The sequence below is a fragment of the Clostridium sp. CTA-6 genome, assembly GCF_054768115.1.
Genome location: NZ_BAAAAU010000009.1, coordinates 228,473 through 251,165 on the forward strand (window position 1 = coordinate 228,473; position 22,693 = coordinate 251,165).

Consider the following 22,693-nt stretch of genomic DNA (forward strand, 5'->3'; position numbering starts at 1 on the left):
TTAAGCAACAGCTTTATTTTTTCTATCTTTTAAAAACATCTTAATATAAGATATAATGGATTTAACTTCTTTTCTATTTATATATACAATAAATAAAGCTATAGCAATATTTATATAAACATTATTATACAACACATCTAATGTTGCTAACAATAGCATAGAAGCTGTATTTAATATATAAAAACCTAATTTAAATTTAAACCATAGTTTTCTTGATATAAGTGTTCTTACCCAAAAGAATACTGTATAAGCTATTCCTGTGGCAATAGAAGCTCCTAAAGCTCCATACTTTGGTACCAATAAATAGTTTAAAATATAATTAACCACAGCTGCTATTAATGACACTATTATATTGTAAGATGTTTTTCTTGAAAAAGATATTCCTAAACAAGTTGATTCTGATACGGTATACATTATAGGTAACAATAATAAAAATGGAACTATAATAGCTGAACTAGCATACTTTGCATCCATTATTTTTATTATTAAATCCTTAAATAAAACTATACCTACAAACATAAAGTTCATAAAGCACATTAACATATTGCTTACCTTCATAAAATTTTCCTCTTTTACCTTTTCCTCATACCATCTAAAAGCAGTTGGAGTCCAAAAAGTACAAAATGCACTTTTAACTATATCTACTACCGCAACAATTTTAAATGCAGCAGAATATAACCCTATCTCTTCAAAAGTAGACCATTGTCTCATAGCTAGTTTATCCATAGAATTTAAAAACCAAACAATTACTGATGCTGGTATTAAAGGTAACCCAAACTTAAACATTTTATTTATTAAAGCTTTATTTAGTTTAAATTTAGTAAACCAATATTCTCTTGTAAAGAAGCATTCTACTATACACATAAAAACTAATGACACGAAACCTGCATTTATTATTCCCTTAAAACTTTTATCTATATATAAAAGATAAGGCACTAAAATTACTACATTTATAACTTTGCTTATTACATTAAAAAGAGAATACAATCTAGCTTTCTCTTCCATTCTTATCAATAATAAATTAAATCTATCTATAACTGAAAAAGGTAATGATAATGCTAAAATTACTACTATATACATATCTACAGTATCAATCATTAATATAGATAGTGGTTTATAAAAAATAATAAACAAAACTCCTAGTATTAATGAAAATATTAAAGGTACAATTAAGGAATTCCAAAATAAAGATTTTTTATCTTCCTCTGCATTAAACTCTCTAGTAAAAGATTGATCCATACCTAAATATATAAACATTGAACTAATACTCAAAGCCATTGTGTACATAGAAGCTTTTCCAAACTCTGCTGGGACTACAAAATATGTAGTTATAGGAACAATAAAAAAGCTAATAATGGCTGATAATATCGGACCCACTGAAAAACCAATAAATCTTTTTATAAACTCCTTGGGATTATCACTCATATTAATTTCCTCCTAAGATAAATGCATTCAATTATAACATATTTTTCATAAACATTATAATCTACAAAAATATATTTATAGTATTTTTAAATTTTATCATAAATAAATTCTTAAAATACTGTTTATACTATATCAAAATTAAATTTCCTTTACAATATAATTAAATATTTATTTTTTAAGTTTTAATATTTTTAATAATGGTTCTACTATATCTTGTATTTCCTTAACTTTAAGTAAATATATGGCTAAAGTATAACAGACTGCACCAATAACCATACAAATTAAAATTGATATACTACTCCCTTTCATTCCATCTCCTAAACTTAATAAAGTAAGTTTATTTATAATATTAACTATTATCCCCATAAACAAAGCAGATAAAATTACTTTTAGAAAGGATATAATTATATTTTTAATATCTATGCCATTTAATTTTTTATTTAAATCTAATAACATAACTATAGTTATAACAAATGCAGATATACTAGTCGCTAATGTAAGCCCCCTAACCCCTAAATATTTTATTAATAAAACATTTATCACTACATTTATTATTATGCCTATAAAACTATTAATCATAGGAGTTTTAGTATCTTTTATAGCATAAAAAGCTTTATTTAATATATCTCTTACCCCATAAGCTATCATAGCTGGAGTATATAAAAGTAATACTTGTGATGTTAAAGAAGCAGCATCCTCACTAAAGGCTCCCCTTTTAAAAATTACATTTATAAGTGGTTCCCTAAGAGTTGCAATTCCAACTGCTGCTGGTACCATTATTATAAGTATTATATTTATAGCTCTTCCTAATTCCACCTTATATTGCTTTTTATCATTTTTAGCAGCTAATTCAGATAGCGTTGGATAAACTATCATCGCTATCCCTATAGCGAATACTTCATAGGCCAATGTATTTATTTTATTTGCATTGTCCAATATAGTAGCTGCTCCCCCAAAAATAGTAGTAGCAAAAGCTCTATTTATAACAAGGTTTAATTGAATAACAGAAGTACTTATTATAACAGGCATTGTAAGTTTAAACATTTGCCTAGTTTTGCTATCCTCTAAATTAATATATGTACTATATTTATAACCCATTTTTTTATATTTAGGTATATTTATTATGAATTGTGCAAAGAAACCTAATACTGCAGCTATTGCAAAACCTACCATTCCATAGTTACTAGCTAAAAAGACTAGATATATAATATGGACTATATTAGATATCATGGCCATAGCTGAGGGTTCCAAAAATTGTTTATGAGATTGCAACACTCCTGTAATAACACTTTGTAAGCTTATGAAAATCAAAGATAGTAGCATTATTCTAGTTATTTTAATAGAAGTATTGAAAACAATTAAGTCTTTCTGAAATCCAGGACCAAAAATATAGATTATATATTTTGCAAATATTATCATTAATATAGTTAAGATAATAGTTCCTATGGAAAAGGTATTAAGCACATTATTTACAAATTTATTACTTTCTTTCTTGTTTCCACTTTCCAAATTCTCCGTATGAATTGGTATAAGGGTGGTAGTTAACCCATAACTTATAGTAGTCAAAAGGGACACTATACCCAATGAAAAATTGTATATATCTGTTATATCAGTAGCTCCAAATTTTGCTGCTATTAAAGAATCTCTTATTAATGCAAAGACTTTTCCTAATATTATTAATAGCATGACAAAAACAGAACTTTTTAAAGCTTTGTTTTCCTTCATTTAATCCACTCCAAAATACTAAATTAGATTTTTATAACACTCATAATAGGACTGGGAAAAACTCTCTATAGAATATTTATTAATTACAGTATCATATAAATTTTCACCTAAGATATGTAATTGATTTTTATTATTGTAGGCTTCCTTCATTTTATCATATATATCATGAGCAGAAGTAGGATCTATTAAAAAACCATTATCTTTATTTATAGTATAAGGTATATCTCCTACATCAGATGCTATTACAGGTACTTTTTTTATACCACTTTCTAATATAACTAAAGGTGGTGCTCCCCCTTCATTTAAAGAAGTTAATATACTTATATCTGCTATTTCTATATAATCCTCTATATTTTCTTTAAACCCTAAAAATATAATATTACTATTTAAATTTAGTTTGTCTACCTTTTCTTTTAAATTTTCCTCTTCTACCCCATCTCCCAGCAAAAGTAATTTTACATTTTTATATTCTTGTTCCAATTTGTAAAAAGCTTCAATTAATAAGTTATGATTTTTAATAGGATGCATTCTAGCTATCATTATATATACAAAATCTTTTTGTTCAATATTTAATTTTTTTCTTAAATCAGTGTTAGTTTTAACTTTACTTTTATAATAATTTAAATCTATTCCATTATTCACTACAAACTTTTTACTTTCTATCTTATCTTTATTTAGAATATCCTTTATATAATTCGATACACATATATGATTATTAAAACTCTTTATTCCTTTAACACTCAAAGGAGTAAAGAAATAATATTTTAATTTATTATTTAAAAAGTCCTCTTTATAATTACTATGTACAGTGGCTACTGTAGGTATACTCAATTTTTTATTAATAAAATAATGAGTGAAAAAAGCCTTCGCTCCATGAAAATTAGCTATGTCTATATTATTATTTCTTATATATTCTTCTATTTCTCCATTCATAAAACATTTACTACTAAATAGTGTTGTTTCTATTCCTAGTTCTTTTGCTTTGTCATATAAAGGCCCTTCTCCTATGCATCCTAATACAGTCTTAAATGAATCTTTAGAATAATGACATAAATTTAAGACATGCTTTCCTCCACCACCTATATCATTACCTGTTATAATTTGAAGTACTTTTATTTTAATCATCTCCTAGCATTCCATATTTCATAAATATAATGATATTTAAAAAAGGAGTTTTAAACAACTCCTTTTACAAACTTTTATTTTGAATATTGTATGAATAAGAATCACTTATAGCTAAAAATATAAAAAAGAAAGCTACTACTTTAGGTGCTGAGAAAAAATTATCTATGAAATTCATAAACATAAAGGCTACTGTAGACGCTGTAAATCCTTTATAAAAATGCCTATAAAAATTATTATCCACATTATTAGAGAACCTATTAGTTTTTATAAGTGAAGATATTAAAAATCCTATTAATGATATAGAACCTACTATACCTAATTCACATTGAGCTTTTAAATAAGCATTATGTGGATGGAAGTTTGCTTGAGCTTTATAGTGAGTTAAATGCTTAATTTTATTATAATATTTTGGATATAAAGTTCTATAATTTCCACTTCCAACTCCTAGTATAGGATTATCTTTTATCATTTTAATTGCAATTTCCCATAAACTTAATCTAGACAAATTTTGTGATAAATCTCCAACCTCTTTTAATCTATTGGCTATCTTAGGTATAAACAATATACCTATACTTCCCACTATAGCTCCATATATTAATTTATAATTAAATATGAAAATTAATGTTATATATCCAATAATAAGAGCTAACCATGCATTTCTTGAAAAAGACATTATTATATTAGAAAAAGCTATTATAGATAAAATTATAAATAAACTTTTTCGCCATTTATCTTTTTCTTTGATAGCTAAAATTATAAATGGGAAAATCATCAAAACAAAAAACGCACCTAAATTGTTTGAATTTTCTAAAGTTGATGCAACTCTTATAACAGACTGAAATTCTCCTTTATGACTTAATCCCATCCCAACTAAATATTCATATATGCCTATTATACCTACTATAAAAGACATACATATACAAGAATAAATAATTCTATTTATCATTTCTTTCTTATACATCTGGTACTTAATTATAAAAAATAATATAATATAAGTACTCATTCTTATACATTCTTGTACAGCTAATTTTTTATCTGTAGCATATGTAACTGATATTCCCATCATAATTATCCATAAAAATAGGAAAACAGAATTATAACTTGAGAAAAAATTTTTTATACCTTTAACAAATCTTTTTCTGCTTTCTTCATTTATTATTATATTTACCAAATACACCACTATAATAATAGCTAAAACACTATCTCCATTTATAGGTATATTTTTATATTTAAATTTACTTGGTGAAATTGGAAGTATAAATATGTATAAACATACAAGATATGACATTATACTGTTAAGTTTATTCATTATACTATCTCCCTAAATAAAATTTAATACAACTTAAAAAATCATAAACGAACATTAATATTTATACTAAACTATTTTAATAAATTTAATAAAATAGTTTCTAATTTTCTAGTTATACTTTCTCTTGAATAGTGTTCTATAACATATCTTCTACCGTTTTCCCCTAATTTTTGCTTAAGTTCTTTATCTTTATATAATTTTAGAACTGCTTGTGCAATTTCTTTTGCATTTTCCGGCTCCACGGTTATTCCAGCATTAGCCTCATTTATAAGTTTCTCTGCTTCTCCTTCTACAGCTAATACTATAGGTAATTCAGATGCCAAGGCTTCAAACATTTTTGAAGGTAGTGCTCCTTTAAATAAATCTAATTTTTTTAATGGAACTACAGTAGCATCCATAGATGCTATTATTCTAGGCATATTGGGTTTAAGTTGTACTGGTTGAAAAGATACATTAGTTAAATTTTTTTCTTTTACCATATTGATTAATTTATCCTTCTCCGGTCCATCTCCTATAAATACAAATTGTATATCTTTTTCTTCTTTTAATATATCTGCTGCATTTATAATAACTTCCAATCCTTGCGCTAAGCCATGAATTCCAGCGTAACATACTGCAAACTTATTATTTATTTCCCATTCTTTTCTTAATTTTTCATCTCTATTTTCTTTCTTAAAAAACTCCGTATCTACTCCGTTGGTTATTAAATGAACTTTATTCTTGTCAAAGCCTCTATTTACTATATTATCAACTATACCTTTTGTTTGTCCTGTAACAGCAGCTGCTTTTTTATAGCAAAATTCTTCTAACCAAGTAGATGCTTTTATAAGAAATTTATTATGTAATACATCTAATTTCACAGCAGATTCTGGCCATAAATCGGATACATTAAAAATAAATTTTGCCTTTTTTCTTTTAGCTAAAACATATCCTGACCATCCTAAAAATAATGGTGGAGATTCTGTTATTATAACATCTTGATTATCGATATATTTAGAACCTGTAAATACAGAAGAAAAAGTAAAAGAAAGATAATTTCTAAGTCTTTTTATAAACGACTTATCTTTTGTAGCATATATACTTGTACGAACAATCTTTATTCCTTCTAATTCTTCTTTTACTATTTTTTTTCCCTTATAATCATCAAATATTTCACCTTTGGGATAATTTGGCATAGCCGTTAATATTGTAACCTCATGATCAAATTTTTTTAGTTGCTTTGCAAATTCAAAAATTCTGTTCTGAGGTGCGCCAACTTCAGGTGGACAGTATTGAGTCAAAAATAAAATTTTCATATTATCACCTCAAAATAATTACTTCATTTTGTTTATTATATCCAATATTTTTTCTGCTGCATGGCCGTTTCCAAATATTTCTTGTTGTTCTTTTTTAGGCTTAAAATTTACTATAGCTTTTAATATTTTTTCTTTATTTGTTCCTACTATTACATTCCATCCGTTTTCTACAGTCTCTACCCATTCTGTTTCATCTCTCATAGTAACACAAGGTTTTTCCATAAAGAAAGCTTCCTTTTGCACTCCCCCACTATCAGTAACTATCTTTTGTGAATTCATTTCTAAAGTGATCATATCAAGATAACCTACTGGCTCTATTAATTTTATATTATTACTAAACTGTAAGTTATAATCCTCTATATATTTTTTAGTTCTTGGATGAAGTGGTAATACTATTTTCTTTCCACTTTCATTTAATGCCTCTATTATATTTTTCAATCTATTTATATCATTAGTATTCTCTGCCCTATGTATTGTTGTTAAAATATATTCTCCAGGCTTTACAGAAATTTTTTCTAGTATGCTTTCCTTTTTTTCTGATAATTTCTTAAAATGTAATACTGCATCAAACATTACATCTCCTACATTAAGAACACCTTTATTAACACCTTCAGTATGAAGATTCTTTTCAGCTGTAACTGTAGGTACAAATAATAATTTTGATATATGATCTGTAAGAATTCTATTTTGTTCTTCAGGCATATTCATATTAAAACTTCTAAGGCCTGCTTCTACATGAGCTACAGGTATTAATAATTTACTTGCACATAAAGCTCCTGCTAATGTAGAATTTGTATCTCCATAAACTAATACTAAATCTGGTTTTTCTTTTAAATATATTTTTTCTAATTCTATAAGCATCTTACCAGTCTGCTCACCATGATTACCTGAACCTATTTCTAAATTATAATCTGGCTTAGGTATTCTTAACTCTTCAAAAAATATCTTAGACATATTTTCATCATAATGTTGTCCTGTATGTACTAATATTTCTGTATGCTCTTTTCTTATTATATTAGAAACCGCTGCTGCTTTTATAAATTGTGGACGCGCACCAACTACCGTTAATATCTTCATGAACTATCTCCTCCACATATTATTTAATTATATATTTATATATAGTATCTACCTTATTAAAGTTATCTTCTATATTAAAGTTATCTTCAACAAATTTTCTTCCGCTTTTTCCCATATTTATCCTTAAATTATCATCCTCAATTAACTTTTCTATAGCCACTGCTAATTCATCTACACTTTTCTTATTTACTAATAAGCTACTATTATTAGGAGATGTAGCTTCTGGTAGTCCTCCTACATTAGAAACAATAACTGGAGTTCCACAAGCCTGTGCTTCTACTGCTGCTACTCCAAAACTTTCACTATCTAATGTTGAAGGAAATACAGCTATATCAAATCTATTAAAAGCTTCTATTACCTTTTCTTGATTTATAAAACCTAGAAATTCAACATTTTCCTTTATATCAAGTTCTTCACACAAATTAAGTAAAAAATCCTTTTGTGCTCCAACCCCCGCAATTTCTAACTTAATATTACTATGCCTTTGCTTTACTTTTGCAAAGGCTCTAATTAAGTACTCTATACCATATTTAGGCTCTAATGTCTTAACTGTACCAACTACTAAATTGTCCCTTTTTTTATATTTATCACTAAATGGTTTAAATCTATCTATATTTACTCCAAAAGGAGTTATTTCTATATTTTTAGTAGTATACTGACTTGTTTCTTTGGCCATTACTTTACTTGTAGACATTATAATATCTGCCTTAGATAAATTGTACTCAACCATCTTTCTTTTCACAAAACTTCCCTTAGGAAAGTCATACACATCACTTCCCCAAACAGAAATTATATAAGGATGAAATCCTGATAGTGCTCCTAATAAACCATAACTAGTTGCATAATGAGCATGAACAACATCCGGGTTTATTCTTTCTATTATTTTTTTTATATCATTAAAATATTTTATATAAGAAATTTTATTAAAAGAGTTCCCTTTTCTTATCTTATCTAAATCTTTGTTAAAGCTATGTACAGTAACGCCATCTATATCTCCATCATTTAATGAGATTACATGTATATCATACTCTTTGTTTTTAAAAAATTTACACCATTTTTTAGTATGTGTACTATTAGCATCAGCTAAATAACATATTTTCATTTTTATGCCTCCAACGTTCTTATAAATGACTTACATTATATTAAGTCATTTATAACTTTTCTTGCTCTAGCTTTCCAGTCATGTTGATCTATTATTTTAGTAATATTAGATTTCTTTACATATATTTCTTGTTTATTGCAAGATAAATATTCTAACAATTTAGAAAGACTCTCTTCTGAATAATCTATTTCCCAGCCTATTGAATTATCCATAACAAACTTTCCAACAGCTGTATTTTTGCAACATATTATAGGTTTTTTATAAGATATATATGTAAACAATTTAACTGGCATCGCAAACTTCCAGTACTCTTGTGGTTCTACAAATAAACTTACTACATCAGCCTCAGCAAAATACTTGTTTAATTCTTTATCTTTTTTATGAATAATTTTTATTTTATCACCAATGTATTTTTTATATATTTTATTATAAGACTTCCATTCATTTTCTCTACAACAAACTGTTAATTTATATTTTTTCTCATTGTTTATTACAGAAAACATTTTTTCTAAATTATATAATTGAGGATTAACTCCCCCTACATAAAATATATTTATGAAATCTTCTTTTTTAGTTTGTTCACATATTTCATTACTAGGAATAGACGCTTCAAAAGCTGGTGGTAATTCTTCCACTTTGCACTTTAACTTTATAGGTATATATCTATACATTTTTTTACTTGGTAAATATAATATATCTATTATTGCTTTATATTTTAATAGATCATAAAAATAAAAAGTATAAGCCACTATCCTTTTAAAGATATTAACATTTTTTTTATATTGAGAAAATCTCCAGTGTATATCTCTATAAAATAATCCTATTTTTATATTATGATTTTTACAATATTTTAAAAATCCAAAATCTAAGAAAGGATATAATGGTATATGATTTTTTTCAGTTAATAATGTAGGTTCTGTAGAACTTTCAGAATATAAAAAATCATATTTTATTCCCTCTTTAATATTGCTTTTAATTTTTTTAATTTTTTTTTCTCTTTCTTCACCATACCCCATAATAATTTCTACATCATATCCATTTTGTTCAAATGCTTTTATCATATTTATAGGCCTTATTTGAGAACCTGAAGGCCAATTTAAATCCACTTTATAAGGTATATGAAATATACATCTTCTCTTCATACTATACTCCTAAAAATATAATTAATTTAATATACTATTATATAAATCAATTAGTTGATTTCCAATTGCTTCATAACTATAATTTTCCACAGCATATTTCCTTATATTATATGAGTTGAATTTTTCATAATTTTCAATTATATATATAAGCCCTTTTTCTAATGCTTCTTCACTTTTCTTTTCAACCAATATACCGACATCTTTTATTACAAATTCATCTGGTCCACCACATTTAGTTGCTAAAACTGGCTTTCCAGCTGCCATAGCTTCTATTAAAACACTACCAAATGTTTCCTTAACACTTGGTAATACTAAAAAATCATGGTTCATTATATATTCAGGTATTTCTTTTTTAGGTACTTCCCCTATAAATTTACATATATTATTTATATTTAATTCATTAACCATGGCTTCATATTTTTTTCTTTTAGGTCCATCTCCTATAAGGGTAAACTTTATATTATCATTATAATTCTTAAATACACTTTGTAAGGCAGGTAAAAAATACTGTAGTCCCTTTACCTCATTATCATTCATTAATCCAATAAACAATCCATTTAGTCCAGTTGCCAATTGATTTTTGTCTTTTATATAATACTCATTAGTATCTACTATATTACCTATAATTTCATCATTAAAAGTGTATCCTAAATTTTTTAGTTCATTTTTTAAACTATTACTTACTGTGATTACCTTTTGTGCATTTTTATATGCAAAATAGAATAACTTTTTATTATAATTTTTATTACTGTATTCTTTTACTTTTGAAGAATGTTCTGTAATTATATATGGTACTTTTTTGTAAAACATATTATGTACTGATGCTATAATACCAGCAATGTAACATACATGAGCATGAATTAAATCAATTTTTTCAATTTTGACTATTTTAGATAAAATGCTAACAGACTTTATAATGCTATTCACTCTTGATATCTTAGTATTTTTTATATAGTCTGTATTACTCCTATAAACTACTATATTCTCTTCTATACTTTTAACTACTTTTCCTTTTTCTATGTTTTCATCAAAAGGATAAAAAACTATAACATTTTTCCCTAATGCTTTTAAAGCTTTTACCTGCTCATATACAAATATCCCACTTACTAAATTATTTTTACTTGGATACCAACTTGACATTATTAATATGTTCATACACATTCTCCTAATAAAATATATTCATATTATTAAATCACAAATTATAATGATTTAATTACCATTCAATTTATATTAACATTTTGACTTAAAATATTTTCAAAAAATAATTAAGAAAAATTACAAATCTCTTTGTTCTATGTTCTATGTTCTTTACTAATATAACTATATAAATTAATTAATGTAAACTTTTATATCTTTAATAAATAATTATATATTATTTTAAGCTAGATTTTAAATTTATAGAATTTATACTTAAACCTATCACTATCCAAAATGGGGTATACCACATGATACTACTAGGAGCAAAAGACAAGAATATTAATCCAAACATTAAACATGCAAATAATAATAATTTTGGATTTTGTGATTGCCTTTCTCTAGAGTGTAAAACTAAATTTTTAATTATAATATGTAAATAAATGTATGTATAATATAAGAAGAATAATATCCCAAAATTTCCCAAAATTTCAAACCATAAGCTATGAACATTAAATACTCCAAATGTATTATTCATTTTCTCAACATGCTTTTCTATATTTCCTGGCCCAAAACCAAAATAATGTTTTTCATAAAAAACACCATGTACAACATCATACATAAGTGTAATCCTTTGATTATCTGAACCCTTTTTACCAATAGCGATTGGGGGCTGTTCAATGGCTGTATCCTGCTTTTTAAAATTAAAAAATTTAGAAGTTGAAAATTTTCCATAATACGGTTTCATGGACGGTATGCAAGATATTGCCACAAATACTAAAACAGTAACTGAAAATATCTGTGTTAGTTGTAATATTTTTCGTTTATTATTTTTAAATTTAAGCATATAAAATCCCATACAAAATAATATTATCAAAAATATACTTATCCATGCTGTCCTTGATCTAGTAAATATAAGATTTATTTGAGCTATAAAATACAATGAAGCATATATCATTTTATCTTTTTTATTATCAGAAAATAAGAAAGATATAGCTAAAGCTGCCATTCCTAAAACTAAAAACACAGCATAATTATTTGGATTATAAAAAAATGTTACAGGTATATGTTTTACATATTCAATTTGTGCAGCCATAGGATCCCATTCTACAAAATGGTTTCTTATGCCATAAGATATTCCGCATATTTCTAATATACCTAAAAATAATATACCTCCAAATAAATATTTTAAGAATTTTAAAGTAAGCTCTAGATTTTTTTCACTCTTATTATGAAAACATATCATTATTGCTAAAGACACCATTATAAAAAAATTATATATATATTTTATAGCTAATTTTTTGCTCTCTGCTATAAACATTGTAAAAATCATATATAATATAAAAATCATCAAAAATGAAATATACGGATTTTTAAATAATTTTTTTATATCTATATTTTTTCTATTTTTAACACAATAAACTATCAAACCCATCATATAAATAAATAATGTTACATAAAAATAATATATTGAATATCTCCTTGTTAATGGGATCTCCATTGAGAAATTAATTATAGCTAATAATAAAGTACTATAATATAAAAAATCCTTATTATTTTTTGCAAATTTTTTATATATAATAAACAAATAAACCACTGTGAATATTTGAATAAAAATTCTATCTGGAAAAATGAAAAAATTTAATAGTACTAAAACTGATAATATTATAAACATTAATTTAGACTGATCATAAACTTTGGTGTTCATCACTAACCTCCGTACTCTTTGCATTTTATTACTATAAATAAATTTATTGATTTTGTAATAATTGTTCTTCTGGAACATCTTTAAATGCCTTGGCTGGGATTCCTGCAACTATTTTGCCTTTTTCTACATCTCTAGTTACTAAACTTCCTGCTGCGGCAAAACCATCTTCATGTATTGTTTTCCCTGGTAATATAATTGCCCCTGCACCTATTCTTCCACCTTTTTTAATTGTAACACCTTTAAACTTACCAAATCTTTCCTTTGATCGAGCAGCATAGTTATCGTTAGATGTTACTACACAAGGGGCTATGAAAACATAATCCTCTACTTCTGAATATGCTGTTAAATATACATTGGTCTGTATTTTACAATTTGATCCTACTTTGCAAAAATTTTCTATAGTTGCACCTTTTCCTATTATTGTTCTTTCTCCTATAGCTACATCTTCTCTTATAACAGCTAGGTCAGCTACTAAAGTTTTATTGCCTATTTTAGAACCTATATATACTATTACTCCTGCTCCTATTAAACATTCGTCGCTAATTTTACATGGTTCAAATTTTTTATCATCTTTAAATATACTATTTACCGATCTCATAGGTTCTTTACCTATTACAGTATTATCATCTACTCTTACGTTATTACCTATAACTGTTCCTTTATGTATAATTACATTATGTCCTATAATGCAATTTTCTCCTATAACTACATCATCCTCTATAATAGCAAATCTTCCTACTTGAACGTTATTACCTAATTTAGATTTTGGTGATATATAATTCATTTCCATGTTTTCACTCCTATATAAAATAAAATTTTAAAATTACCACCATAATATAATATCATATTTTGATGGTAATTTTAAAAAATTAATTTTTAATTAATAAATTATCTATTTATCTTTTCTACATTTACCATATCCATTGTTGAAAAATTATTAAATGGGAATTTAACTGGCATACCTGTAAGTCTTGATTTATAAGCGGCTAATATTATTGCCATACCCTTTTTACCTTCTTCTCCACTCACTAAAGGTGCTCTATCCTCTTTTATAGCATCTATTGTATCTTTAAACAATGGAGTATGTCCAAAGCCATATACTGAATCTGGATCTCCCTCTTGGGCTTTTAATATATCCTCCTCTTCATTTTCAGTTCCATCTTCAAATTTCCAAGTTTCTATTTTATTAACAGCAAGTCCACCTATGCAAGCTGTACCTTTTTCTCCAAATATACTCAATGTTTCTTCTAAGTTTTTAGGGTATACACAAGCACTTCCTTCAACTATTCCTATAGCTCCATTTTTAAATCTTATTACTATAGCTCCAAAATCCTCTGCTTCTATATCTCTTAAGAAAGTATCACATTGAGCATAAACTGTATCAATTTCTCCACCCATCATCCATTGAAGCAAATCTATATTGTGTATACATTGGTTCATTAAAGTGCCCCCATCAAGTTCCCAAGTTCCTCTCCATGGAGCTTGATGATAGTATCCCATATTTCTATTCCATAGTATTCTTGCAGTACCATTTACTAATCTTCCAAATCTATTGGCTTCTACTGCTTTTCTTAATTGTTGTATTGGTGCATTAAATCTATTTTGATGACTTACACAAAGTTTAACATTATTTTTCTTTGCTGATTCTATCATTCTATCTGCATCATCTACAGATAATGCCATAGGTTTTTCACATATTATATGCTTTTTCTTATCCATGCAATTTATAGCTATTTCTGGATGATATCCACTTTCTGTAGCTATAGTAACTACATCTATTTCTTCTTTCTCTAACATTTCTTTATAATCTGTATATAAATTTACATTAACTTTTTCATTTATTTTTGATATATAATCATTTTTCTTTTCTATAGCTTTTTCTTCAAGCACATCACAAACTGCTACCAATTCAGCTTCTTCTTTATTATTTATTATAGCTTCTACATGTTTATAAGAAATTCTTCCACAGCCAACAATAGCAAATTTAAGTTTTTTCATTACTATCCCTCCAAATTTTATTAATTAGGATAAGTCCAAAAGAACTTATCCTATTATTAATATTATAGTTTGTGTATTTTTTCTCTATTATTCTTCACATCTTTTGTAGCATTTCTTGTATCATATAAAATTTTAGCTTTTTCTACTATATGTTCATAATCATAACAACTATGATTCGTAGTTATAATTACGATATCAGCTTCCTCTAATCCTTTTTCTAAATCTACTGATTTATATAATTTACCTTTATGCTTAAATTCAGGTATATATGGATCGTTAACCTGTACATTAGCTCCATTTTTCTCTAAATGCTCTATTACTTTTAATGCTGGAGATTCTCTCATATCATCTATATCATTTTTGTAAGCAGATCCAAGTAATAAAACCTTTGATCCATTCATAGCCTTTTTATCTTCATTTAATAATTTCATAGCATTTTCTACCACGAATTCAGGCATACGATCATTAATTTCTCCTGATACTTCTATTAACCTTGTATGGAAATCATATTCTTTAGCTTTCCATTCTAAATAGAAAGGATCTAATGGTATGCAATGTCCTCCAAGACCTGGTCCTGGATAGAAAGCCATAAATCCATAAGGTTTTGTTTTAGCTGCATCTATAACTTCAAATACATCTATATTCATTTTTTTACATAATATAGCCATTTCATTAGCTAAGCCTATATTTATATTTCTAAATGTATTTTCTAGTATTTTTTCCATTTCAGCTACTGCTGGTGAAGATACTACATATACTTCTCCTTCTAAAACGCTTCTATAAAGCATAGCAGCTACTTCTGTACATTCTTCTGTACAACCACCTACAACTTTAGGTGTATTTTTAGTTTTAAATTGCTTGTTACCTGGATCTACTCTTTCTGGTGAAAATCCTAAAAAGAAATCTTCTCCACATTTCAAGCCAGTCTCTTCAAGTATTGGTTTTAAAACTTCCTCTGTTGTTCCTGGATATGTAGTACTTTCAAGAACTACAAGCATACCCCTGTGAAGATATTTTGCAATGCTCTTAGTTGAACTAACAACATAAGATATATCTGGTTGTTTATATATATCCAATGGTGTTGGTACACATATAGCTACTGCATCTACTTCACTTACAAAAGAAAAATCTGTAGTTGCTTTTAATTTTCCTTCTTTAACTAAATCTGCTAATTCATTATCAACTATATCTCCTATATAGTTTTTACCTTCATTAACTAACTCTACTTTTTTATCTTGAACATCAAAACCTATAACTTCAAATCCCGCTTTAGCTTTTTCTACAGCTAGTGGAAGTCCTACATAACCTAATCCTACCACACCTAATTTAGCTGTTTTATTTTCTAATTTAGTTATTAAATCCTTTTTTAATTGTGACATCTTTATACCTCCTAGTACAACGCACAAACGCTTAATTTATATATTTTTAATTTTTGTCACTACTTTATAGCTACTATTATTTTATGTTTAAACTTTTTCAAATAAAACTTATCCGTTATTTGTTAAGCACTATTTTTTTCTTATATATGTTGAAACTTTCTTTTCTATTAATTTAAATATTTCTTCTTTATCATTATAAACAACTTCCTTAAATTCTTCTATGGATTTTTCTACAAAGTCTATATTATTTTCCATAGGTTTTTCCACAAATATTTTATTATGTCCTGTTGATGTTAAAGCTATTTCATCCATCAATAATTCTTCATATAATTTTTCCCCAGGTCTTAATCCTGTATACTCAATTTTAATATCTTCTCCTGGCTTATACCCAGATAAGGTTATTAAATCTTTAGCTAAATCTACAATTTTAACTGGTTTTCCCATATCCAAAACAAATATTTCTCCACCTTTTGCCATAGCACCTGCTTGTATAACTAATTGAGCTGCTTCCGGTATAGTCATAAAATATCTATTTATTTCTGGGTGGGTTACAGTGACAGGTCCTCCATGAGATATTTGTTTTTTAAATAATGGAATAACAGATCCATTGCTTCCTAAAACATTTCCAAATCTAACAGCTACAAATTCAGTTTTACTTATTTTATCAAAAGCCTGAATCATTATTTCACAAAATCTTTTTGTAGCTCCCATTATATTAGTTGGATTAACAGCTTTATCTGTACTTATTTGTACAAAACGTTCAATCTCAAATTCATGGGCACATTTTATTAAGTTATAGGTACCTATTACATTATTTTTAATGGATTCTGCTGGGTTCTCTTCCATTAATGGAACATGCTTATGAGCTGCTGCATGAAAAACTACGTCTGGTTTATATAATGAAAATATATTTTTTATCCTCTTTTCATCTCTTATAGAAGCTATTATAACAGCTTTGTCTAGCTCTGGATATTTATAATTTAACTCCATTTGCACATCATAGGCATTATTTTCATATATATCTAATATTAAAAGTTTTTTAGGTGAAAATTTAACTATTTGTCTACAAAGTTCTGAACCTATAGATCCCCCTCCACCAGTAACTAAAACTACTTTATCCTTTATATATTTATTTATTCCACTATCATCTAGTTTAACTTCTTCTCTTCCAAGTAAATCTTCAATACTTACATCTCTTAACTTGCTCATATTAAACTTTCCTTGTATTACCTTATCCATGCTTGGTAAAGTTTTTAATTTACAACTAGTTTCTTTACATATAGATACTATTTCACTTTTTGTTGAAGATGATGCTGAAGGTATAGCTAATATTATTTCATCTATTTTTTTATTTTTAGATATCTTTATAATACTTTCTCTTCCGCCTAAAACAGGTATCCCATTTATTCTCTTTCCTAACTTCTCTATGTCATCATCTATAAGACCTATTATACTATAATTTAATTCCTTATTTCTTTTTATTTCTTTTATAATAAGGGCTGCTGCATCTCCTGCCCCTATTATGAGTAACTTCTTTTCTTTAGAATCACAGTTACATTTGTTCTTATTACATTCTTTATCCTCTATAACTCTATATATAAATCTTGTTCCCCCTAAAGATACTATAGATAAAATCCAAAATATTATATGTACAGTAAATGGGAATCTAAAATAACTACTTTCTAAAACTTTATAATTAATAAAATAACTATAAATTATAAATATAATATTAGATATAGAAACCGAATAAATTATGGACATAAGTTCTTCTACTGAAGCATATTTCCATATACTACTATAGAGATTAAATATTTTATTAAAAAATAAGCTTATTATTATAACTGGAATTACTGATAATTTAAAAAATATCATATATTTTTTAAACTCCGAAGCCATAGAAGCCATACCAAAATCAAATCTCAGTAGAATTGCTAAATATAATGATAAAATTATTAATAATATATCATAAAGAATCAATTTCCTATCTTTTCTCATATAATCACTTCCTTAAACTCTAAACTCTACTTATTTATTTTACATCATTGATAAAATTATTCAACAATTTTTTGCAATATCTTTATTTTATCATATATACAATAAATAGAAAATATCATTTATAATCTATAAATAAATTAATAAAACCGTTGATAAGAAATATATCAACGGTTTTGTAAACTATATATTAAATAACTTTGTTACTGCATTATAAAGTTTCTGAGCTATTTGATTTTGATAAGAGTCACTATTTAATTTTCTAACCTCTGCATCATTAGAAACAAATCCAGTTTCTACAAGAACAGAAGGCATTAGAGCATTTTTTGTAACATATAAATTATGATCGCTTATTCCTCTATTTGATCCCCCTAAAGAAGACATCTCATTTACTATAAGTTGTGATAACACTTTACTCTTTAATGCTGCATCACAAGGAGTTTTATCATAAGTTATATCATCTTCCTCATATATTCCTGAATTATCTAGCTTAGGTCTATAACTACTATAATGAGCACTATATCCATTAGCCGATGATACATCAAAAGAATCAGCATGTATACTCATAAACAAATCAGCCTTTATACTATTAGCTACATTTATTCTATCTTCTAAATTTTGTGTTACTGAAGGATAATTATAAAGATCTATCTTATCTCTAGTATAGATAACATTATATCCTGCTTTTTTTAGAAGGTTTCCCAACTTGATAGTAATTTTTTGAACTATATCTGCTTCATGTAATCTTCCAGTAGCTTGAGATGATAATGCTCCTGAATCTCTGCCTCCATGACCTGCATCTAAAACTATAGTTCTCATTAAATCACCTATTGTGAAGTTCTTTTCTACATAAGAATCAACACTGTTAAGGCTATATTTGTCTTTTACATTAACTTTTATAATATAGCTACTTTGATTACTTACTGAAAAAGTAGCTAGTCTATCTTCTTTGTAGTCTCTTATCTTTACCCAATTCCCTTTACGGACATCCTTTATCCAAAATTCATATAAAACTCCATTACTACTAGAAGCATAGGCCTTTATAGTATATTTTTTATTTAAATCTAATTTTTTACTTGTTACATATTTATTTCCTTCCATTATATCATAAGTCTGTATTTTTGCTTTACCTGGTTTTTCACCCTTAGGAATTACCATAAATGTTTTTTCAACTTTTCCATCTAACTCTAAGTTACTGTTTTTGTCTTTTACATTTACTTTTATGATATACTGACCTGATTTATTTGGAGTCCAATTTGCACATCTATCAGAAGAATAATCTTTTATTTTTATCCAATTACCTTCTGATTCATTCTTAGCCCAAAATTCATATAATACTCCATTTTCACTGCTAGCATAACCTTTTATTGTATATAACTTGTTCACTTCTAATTTCTTATCTGTTATATACTTATTTCCTTCCATTATGTCATATGTTTGTATTTTTGCCTTTCCGGGTTTTGTATTCCCAGCAATTACTATAAATGTTTTTTCAACTTTTCCATCTAGCTCTAAGTTACTGTTTTTATCTTTTACATTTACTTTTATGATATATTGACCTGATTTATTTGGAGTCCAGTTTGCATATCTATCTTCTTTATAGTCTCTTATCTTTGTCCAAACTCCTGCTGATACATCTTTAACCCAAAATTCATATAATACTCCATTTTCACTGCTAGCATAACCTTTTATTGTATATAACTTGTTCACTTCTAATTTCTTATCTGTTATATACTTATTTCCTTCCATTATGTCATATGTTTGTATTTTTGCCTTTTCGGGTTTTGTATTCCCAGCAATTACTGTAAATGTTTTTTCAACTTTTCCATCTAACTCTAAGTTACTGTTTTTATCTTTTACATTTACCTTTATGATATATTGACCTGATTTATTTGGAGTCCAGTTTGCATATCTATCTTCTTTATACTCTCTTATCTTTGCCCAAACTCCTGTTGATACATCTTTAGCCCAAAATTCATACAATACTCCATTTTCACTGCTAGCATAACCTTTTATTGTATATAACTTGTTCACTTCTAATTTCTTATCTGTTATATACTTATTTCCTTCCATTATGTCATATGTTTGTATTTTTGCTTTTCCAGGTTTTGTATTCCCAGCAATTACTGTAAATGTTTTTTCAGCTTTTCCATCTAACTCTAAGTTACTGTTTTTATCTTTTACATTCACTTTTATTATATACTGACCTGATTTATTTGGAGTCCAGTTTGCATATCTATCTTCTTTATAGTCTCTTATCTTTGTCCAAACTCCTGCTGATACATCTTTAGCCCAAAATTCATATAATACTCCATTTTCACTGCTAGCATAACCTTTTATTGTATATAACTTGTTCACTTCTAATTTCTTATCTGTTATATACTTATTTCCTTCCATTATGTCATATGTTTGTATCTTTGCTTTGTAATTAGGTTGTACAGTATCAATATTATTTTCATGACTGCTAGATAAATTTTTAGCTACTTGCATCATACTAGCTATACTTTTACCATAATTGTTATCTGCAGCCCAACCTTGATCTGGATAATTAGGATTTTCTCCTATACCCAACCACTCAACATAAGGACTTATTCCTCTCTTAACATATGTAAATCTTGGATCTACACAAGAAGTTCTTAATCCTTCAGTACTACAATAAGCTTTTAAATGTTGTACAACAGCTCTTACTCCAGTTCTTGTATCTTTAAAATAAGCACCAGATACACCACCACCTGTAGCACCAATACCAGCAAAATTATTCTGGCATTCTTTAACATCACCTGTAAACCTCAAAAAATTTGTTTCCTTCATTATTTGCATAAAAGCCACATCTGGTTTTATTCCTTCTAAATTAGCTTCCTGCCACACTATTGAAATGAAGTTTTTTACAGCTTGGTCACTTTTTTCACTGTTTCTAGTTCTAAAATAGTTAAATGCTTGATCTTGTGTTAATTGAGCTCGTCCTACTATAGGTGTAGTACTACTAGCATGTACTTTAAATAAAGGTACAAAGGTTATAATCATACTAATAAAAAATATTAATGTAAAGTCTTTCACTATATTTTCTATTTTTCTTATATTCATATCTCTCCTCCTTTCTTTTAATAAAGATATATTCTTATGATTCATAAATTCACCTCCTTTGTAAATTATTATATCATATGTTTTATTTAAATTTTTACTCATATAATATCTAAAATATAAAAAAACCACCAATTATATATAATTAATGGTTTTTTATATTTAAAAACTAACATAATTAAAATTTGATAAAAGATTTTGTAATTAATTTATCAGTTTTTATATTTATTAAATTACATAAAGCTAGTTCCTAATATTCCTTTAGCAATAGCTTCTGCACACTTTTGTTGAAACCAATCAGAATTTAAAAGAATTTCTTCATTTCTATTATCTATAAACCCTAACTCAACTAATATGGATGGGCTTATAGTATTTTTTAAAACATAATACCCTGCTGTTTTAGCGCCTCTATCATATAAACCAATAGCATTTATAAGTTCTTTTTGCACTGCTTCTGCAGCTTCTTTTCCCTTTGCACTTCCATTATAATAATATGTTTCTGTTCCATAAGCTGATCCATTAAAACTATTAGCATGTATACTTACGTATAAATCTGTATTATTACTATTCGCAATAGACACTCTAGCTTCTAAATCCTGTGATTCATTTGAAGGCCAAGATACATTATCACTAGTTCTAGTATAAATAACTTTAACTCCATTATTCTCTAAAATTCTTCCTAACTTTAAAGCTACTTTTAAAGTAACATCCTTTTCTTTAATACCAGTTGGTCCTACAGCACCACTATCGTATCCTCCATGCCCTGCATCAACAATTACTGTTTTAAATCCTGAATTACTTAATACTGTAAATGTTTTTTCTACTTTCGAATCAAAAATATCTGAGCTGAATATATCTTTAACATTAACAATAATGGTGTATTTACCAGACTTTGTAGGTGTCCAACTTGCATACCTATCTTCTTTATATTCTCTTATTTTTGTTAAAGTTCCTGTATTTAAATCTTTAACCCAAAATTCGTATAAAACTCTATTAGTACTACTTGCATATCCTTTTATCGTATATGTTTTTCCTATTTGTAATTGATATGAAGTTACATATTGATTATCTAGCATAATATCATATGTTTGTATAGTTGCTTTTCCGGAATTATAATCAACATTAAAATTTTTCTCTACTTTTCCATCTACACTTGCATTACTATATTTATCCTTTACATTTACTGCTATTATATATTGTC

16 protein-coding genes are annotated in these 22,693 nt (G+C 26.7%); all 16 read right to left on the reverse strand.

The window, feature by feature from the left end; translation table 11 throughout:
• Window positions 1-1,425, reverse strand: a complete 1,425-nt coding sequence (locus tag ACYUDJ_RS15580) for a lipopolysaccharide biosynthesis protein (RefSeq protein ID WP_003483629.1) — start codon at window positions 1,423-1,425, stop codon at window positions 1-3.
• Between the two features lie 168 nt (window positions 1,426-1,593).
• Window positions 1,594-3,150 (reverse strand): murein biosynthesis integral membrane protein MurJ, encoded by a 1,557-nt coding sequence (murJ, locus tag ACYUDJ_RS15585; RefSeq protein ID WP_003483627.1) that lies wholly within the window; start codon window positions 3,148-3,150, stop codon window positions 1,594-1,596.
• An 18-nt stretch (window positions 3,151-3,168) separates the two neighbouring features.
• Window positions 3,169-4,275, reverse strand: a complete 1,107-nt coding sequence (locus ACYUDJ_RS15590) for a glycosyltransferase family 4 protein (RefSeq protein WP_460289658.1) — start codon at window positions 4,273-4,275, stop codon at window positions 3,169-3,171.
• Between the two features lie 64 nt (window positions 4,276-4,339).
• Window positions 4,340-5,584, reverse strand: a complete 1,245-nt coding sequence (locus ACYUDJ_RS15595) for an O-antigen ligase family protein (protein WP_434296322.1) — start codon at window positions 5,582-5,584, stop codon at window positions 4,340-4,342.
• Between the two features lie 71 nt (window positions 5,585-5,655).
• Window positions 5,656-6,879, reverse strand: coding sequence for a glycosyltransferase family 4 protein (locus ACYUDJ_RS15600; protein ID WP_434296321.1), 1,224 nt, complete (start codon window positions 6,877-6,879; stop codon window positions 5,656-5,658).
• 18 nt (window positions 6,880-6,897) lie between these two features.
• Window positions 6,898-7,956: a non-hydrolyzing UDP-N-acetylglucosamine 2-epimerase gene (gene wecB, locus ACYUDJ_RS15605; protein ID WP_207130354.1), complete on the reverse strand. Its 1,059-nt coding sequence runs from the start codon at window positions 7,954-7,956 to the stop codon at window positions 6,898-6,900.
• Between the two features lie 19 nt (window positions 7,957-7,975).
• The gene (locus ACYUDJ_RS15610; protein ID WP_003483617.1) at window positions 7,976-9,058 is read right to left on the reverse strand and encodes a glycosyltransferase; all 1,083 of its coding nucleotides are present in this window, start codon (window positions 9,056-9,058) and stop codon (window positions 7,976-7,978) included.
• A gap of 35 nt (window positions 9,059-9,093) precedes the next feature.
• Window positions 9,094-10,200 carry a glycosyltransferase family protein gene (locus ACYUDJ_RS15615; RefSeq protein WP_003483615.1) on the reverse strand — a complete coding sequence of 369 codons (1,107 nt, stop codon included), beginning with the start codon at window positions 10,198-10,200 and terminating at the stop codon, window positions 9,094-9,096.
• Between the two features lie 21 nt (window positions 10,201-10,221).
• Window positions 10,222-11,355 (reverse strand): glycosyltransferase, encoded by a 1,134-nt coding sequence (locus tag ACYUDJ_RS15620; protein ID WP_042384317.1) that lies wholly within the window; start codon window positions 11,353-11,355, stop codon window positions 10,222-10,224.
• A gap of 217 nt (window positions 11,356-11,572) precedes the next feature.
• Window positions 11,573-12,655, reverse strand: coding sequence for an O-antigen ligase family protein (locus ACYUDJ_RS15625; RefSeq protein WP_460289659.1), 1,083 nt, complete (start codon window positions 12,653-12,655; stop codon window positions 11,573-11,575).
• A 430-nt stretch (window positions 12,656-13,085) separates the two neighbouring features.
• Entirely contained in the window at window positions 13,086-13,832 is a 747-nt protein-coding gene (locus ACYUDJ_RS15630; RefSeq protein ID WP_003483610.1) for an N-acetyltransferase, read from the reverse strand.
• 98 nt (window positions 13,833-13,930) lie between these two features.
• Window positions 13,931-15,040 carry a Gfo/Idh/MocA family protein gene (locus ACYUDJ_RS15635; RefSeq protein ID WP_003483608.1) on the reverse strand — a complete coding sequence of 370 codons (1,110 nt, stop codon included), beginning with the start codon at window positions 15,038-15,040 and terminating at the stop codon, window positions 13,931-13,933.
• Window positions 15,041-15,102: 62 nt separating this feature from the next.
• Complete coding sequence (locus ACYUDJ_RS15640) at window positions 15,103-16,419, reverse strand: nucleotide sugar dehydrogenase (RefSeq protein WP_003483606.1); 1,317 nt, start codon at window positions 16,417-16,419, stop codon at window positions 15,103-15,105.
• 129 nt (window positions 16,420-16,548) lie between these two features.
• Complete coding sequence (locus ACYUDJ_RS15645; RefSeq protein WP_003483605.1) at window positions 16,549-18,414, reverse strand: polysaccharide biosynthesis protein; 1,866 nt, start codon at window positions 18,412-18,414, stop codon at window positions 16,549-16,551.
• Between the two features lie 180 nt (window positions 18,415-18,594).
• The gene (locus tag ACYUDJ_RS15650) at window positions 18,595-21,540 is read right to left on the reverse strand and encodes an N-acetylmuramoyl-L-alanine amidase (RefSeq protein WP_163243837.1); all 2,946 of its coding nucleotides are present in this window, start codon (window positions 21,538-21,540) and stop codon (window positions 18,595-18,597) included.
• 185 nt (window positions 21,541-21,725) lie between these two features.
• A partial coding sequence (locus ACYUDJ_RS15655; protein ID WP_460289660.1) for an N-acetylmuramoyl-L-alanine amidase family protein occupies window positions 21,726-22,693 on the reverse strand: 968 nt, incomplete at its 5' end.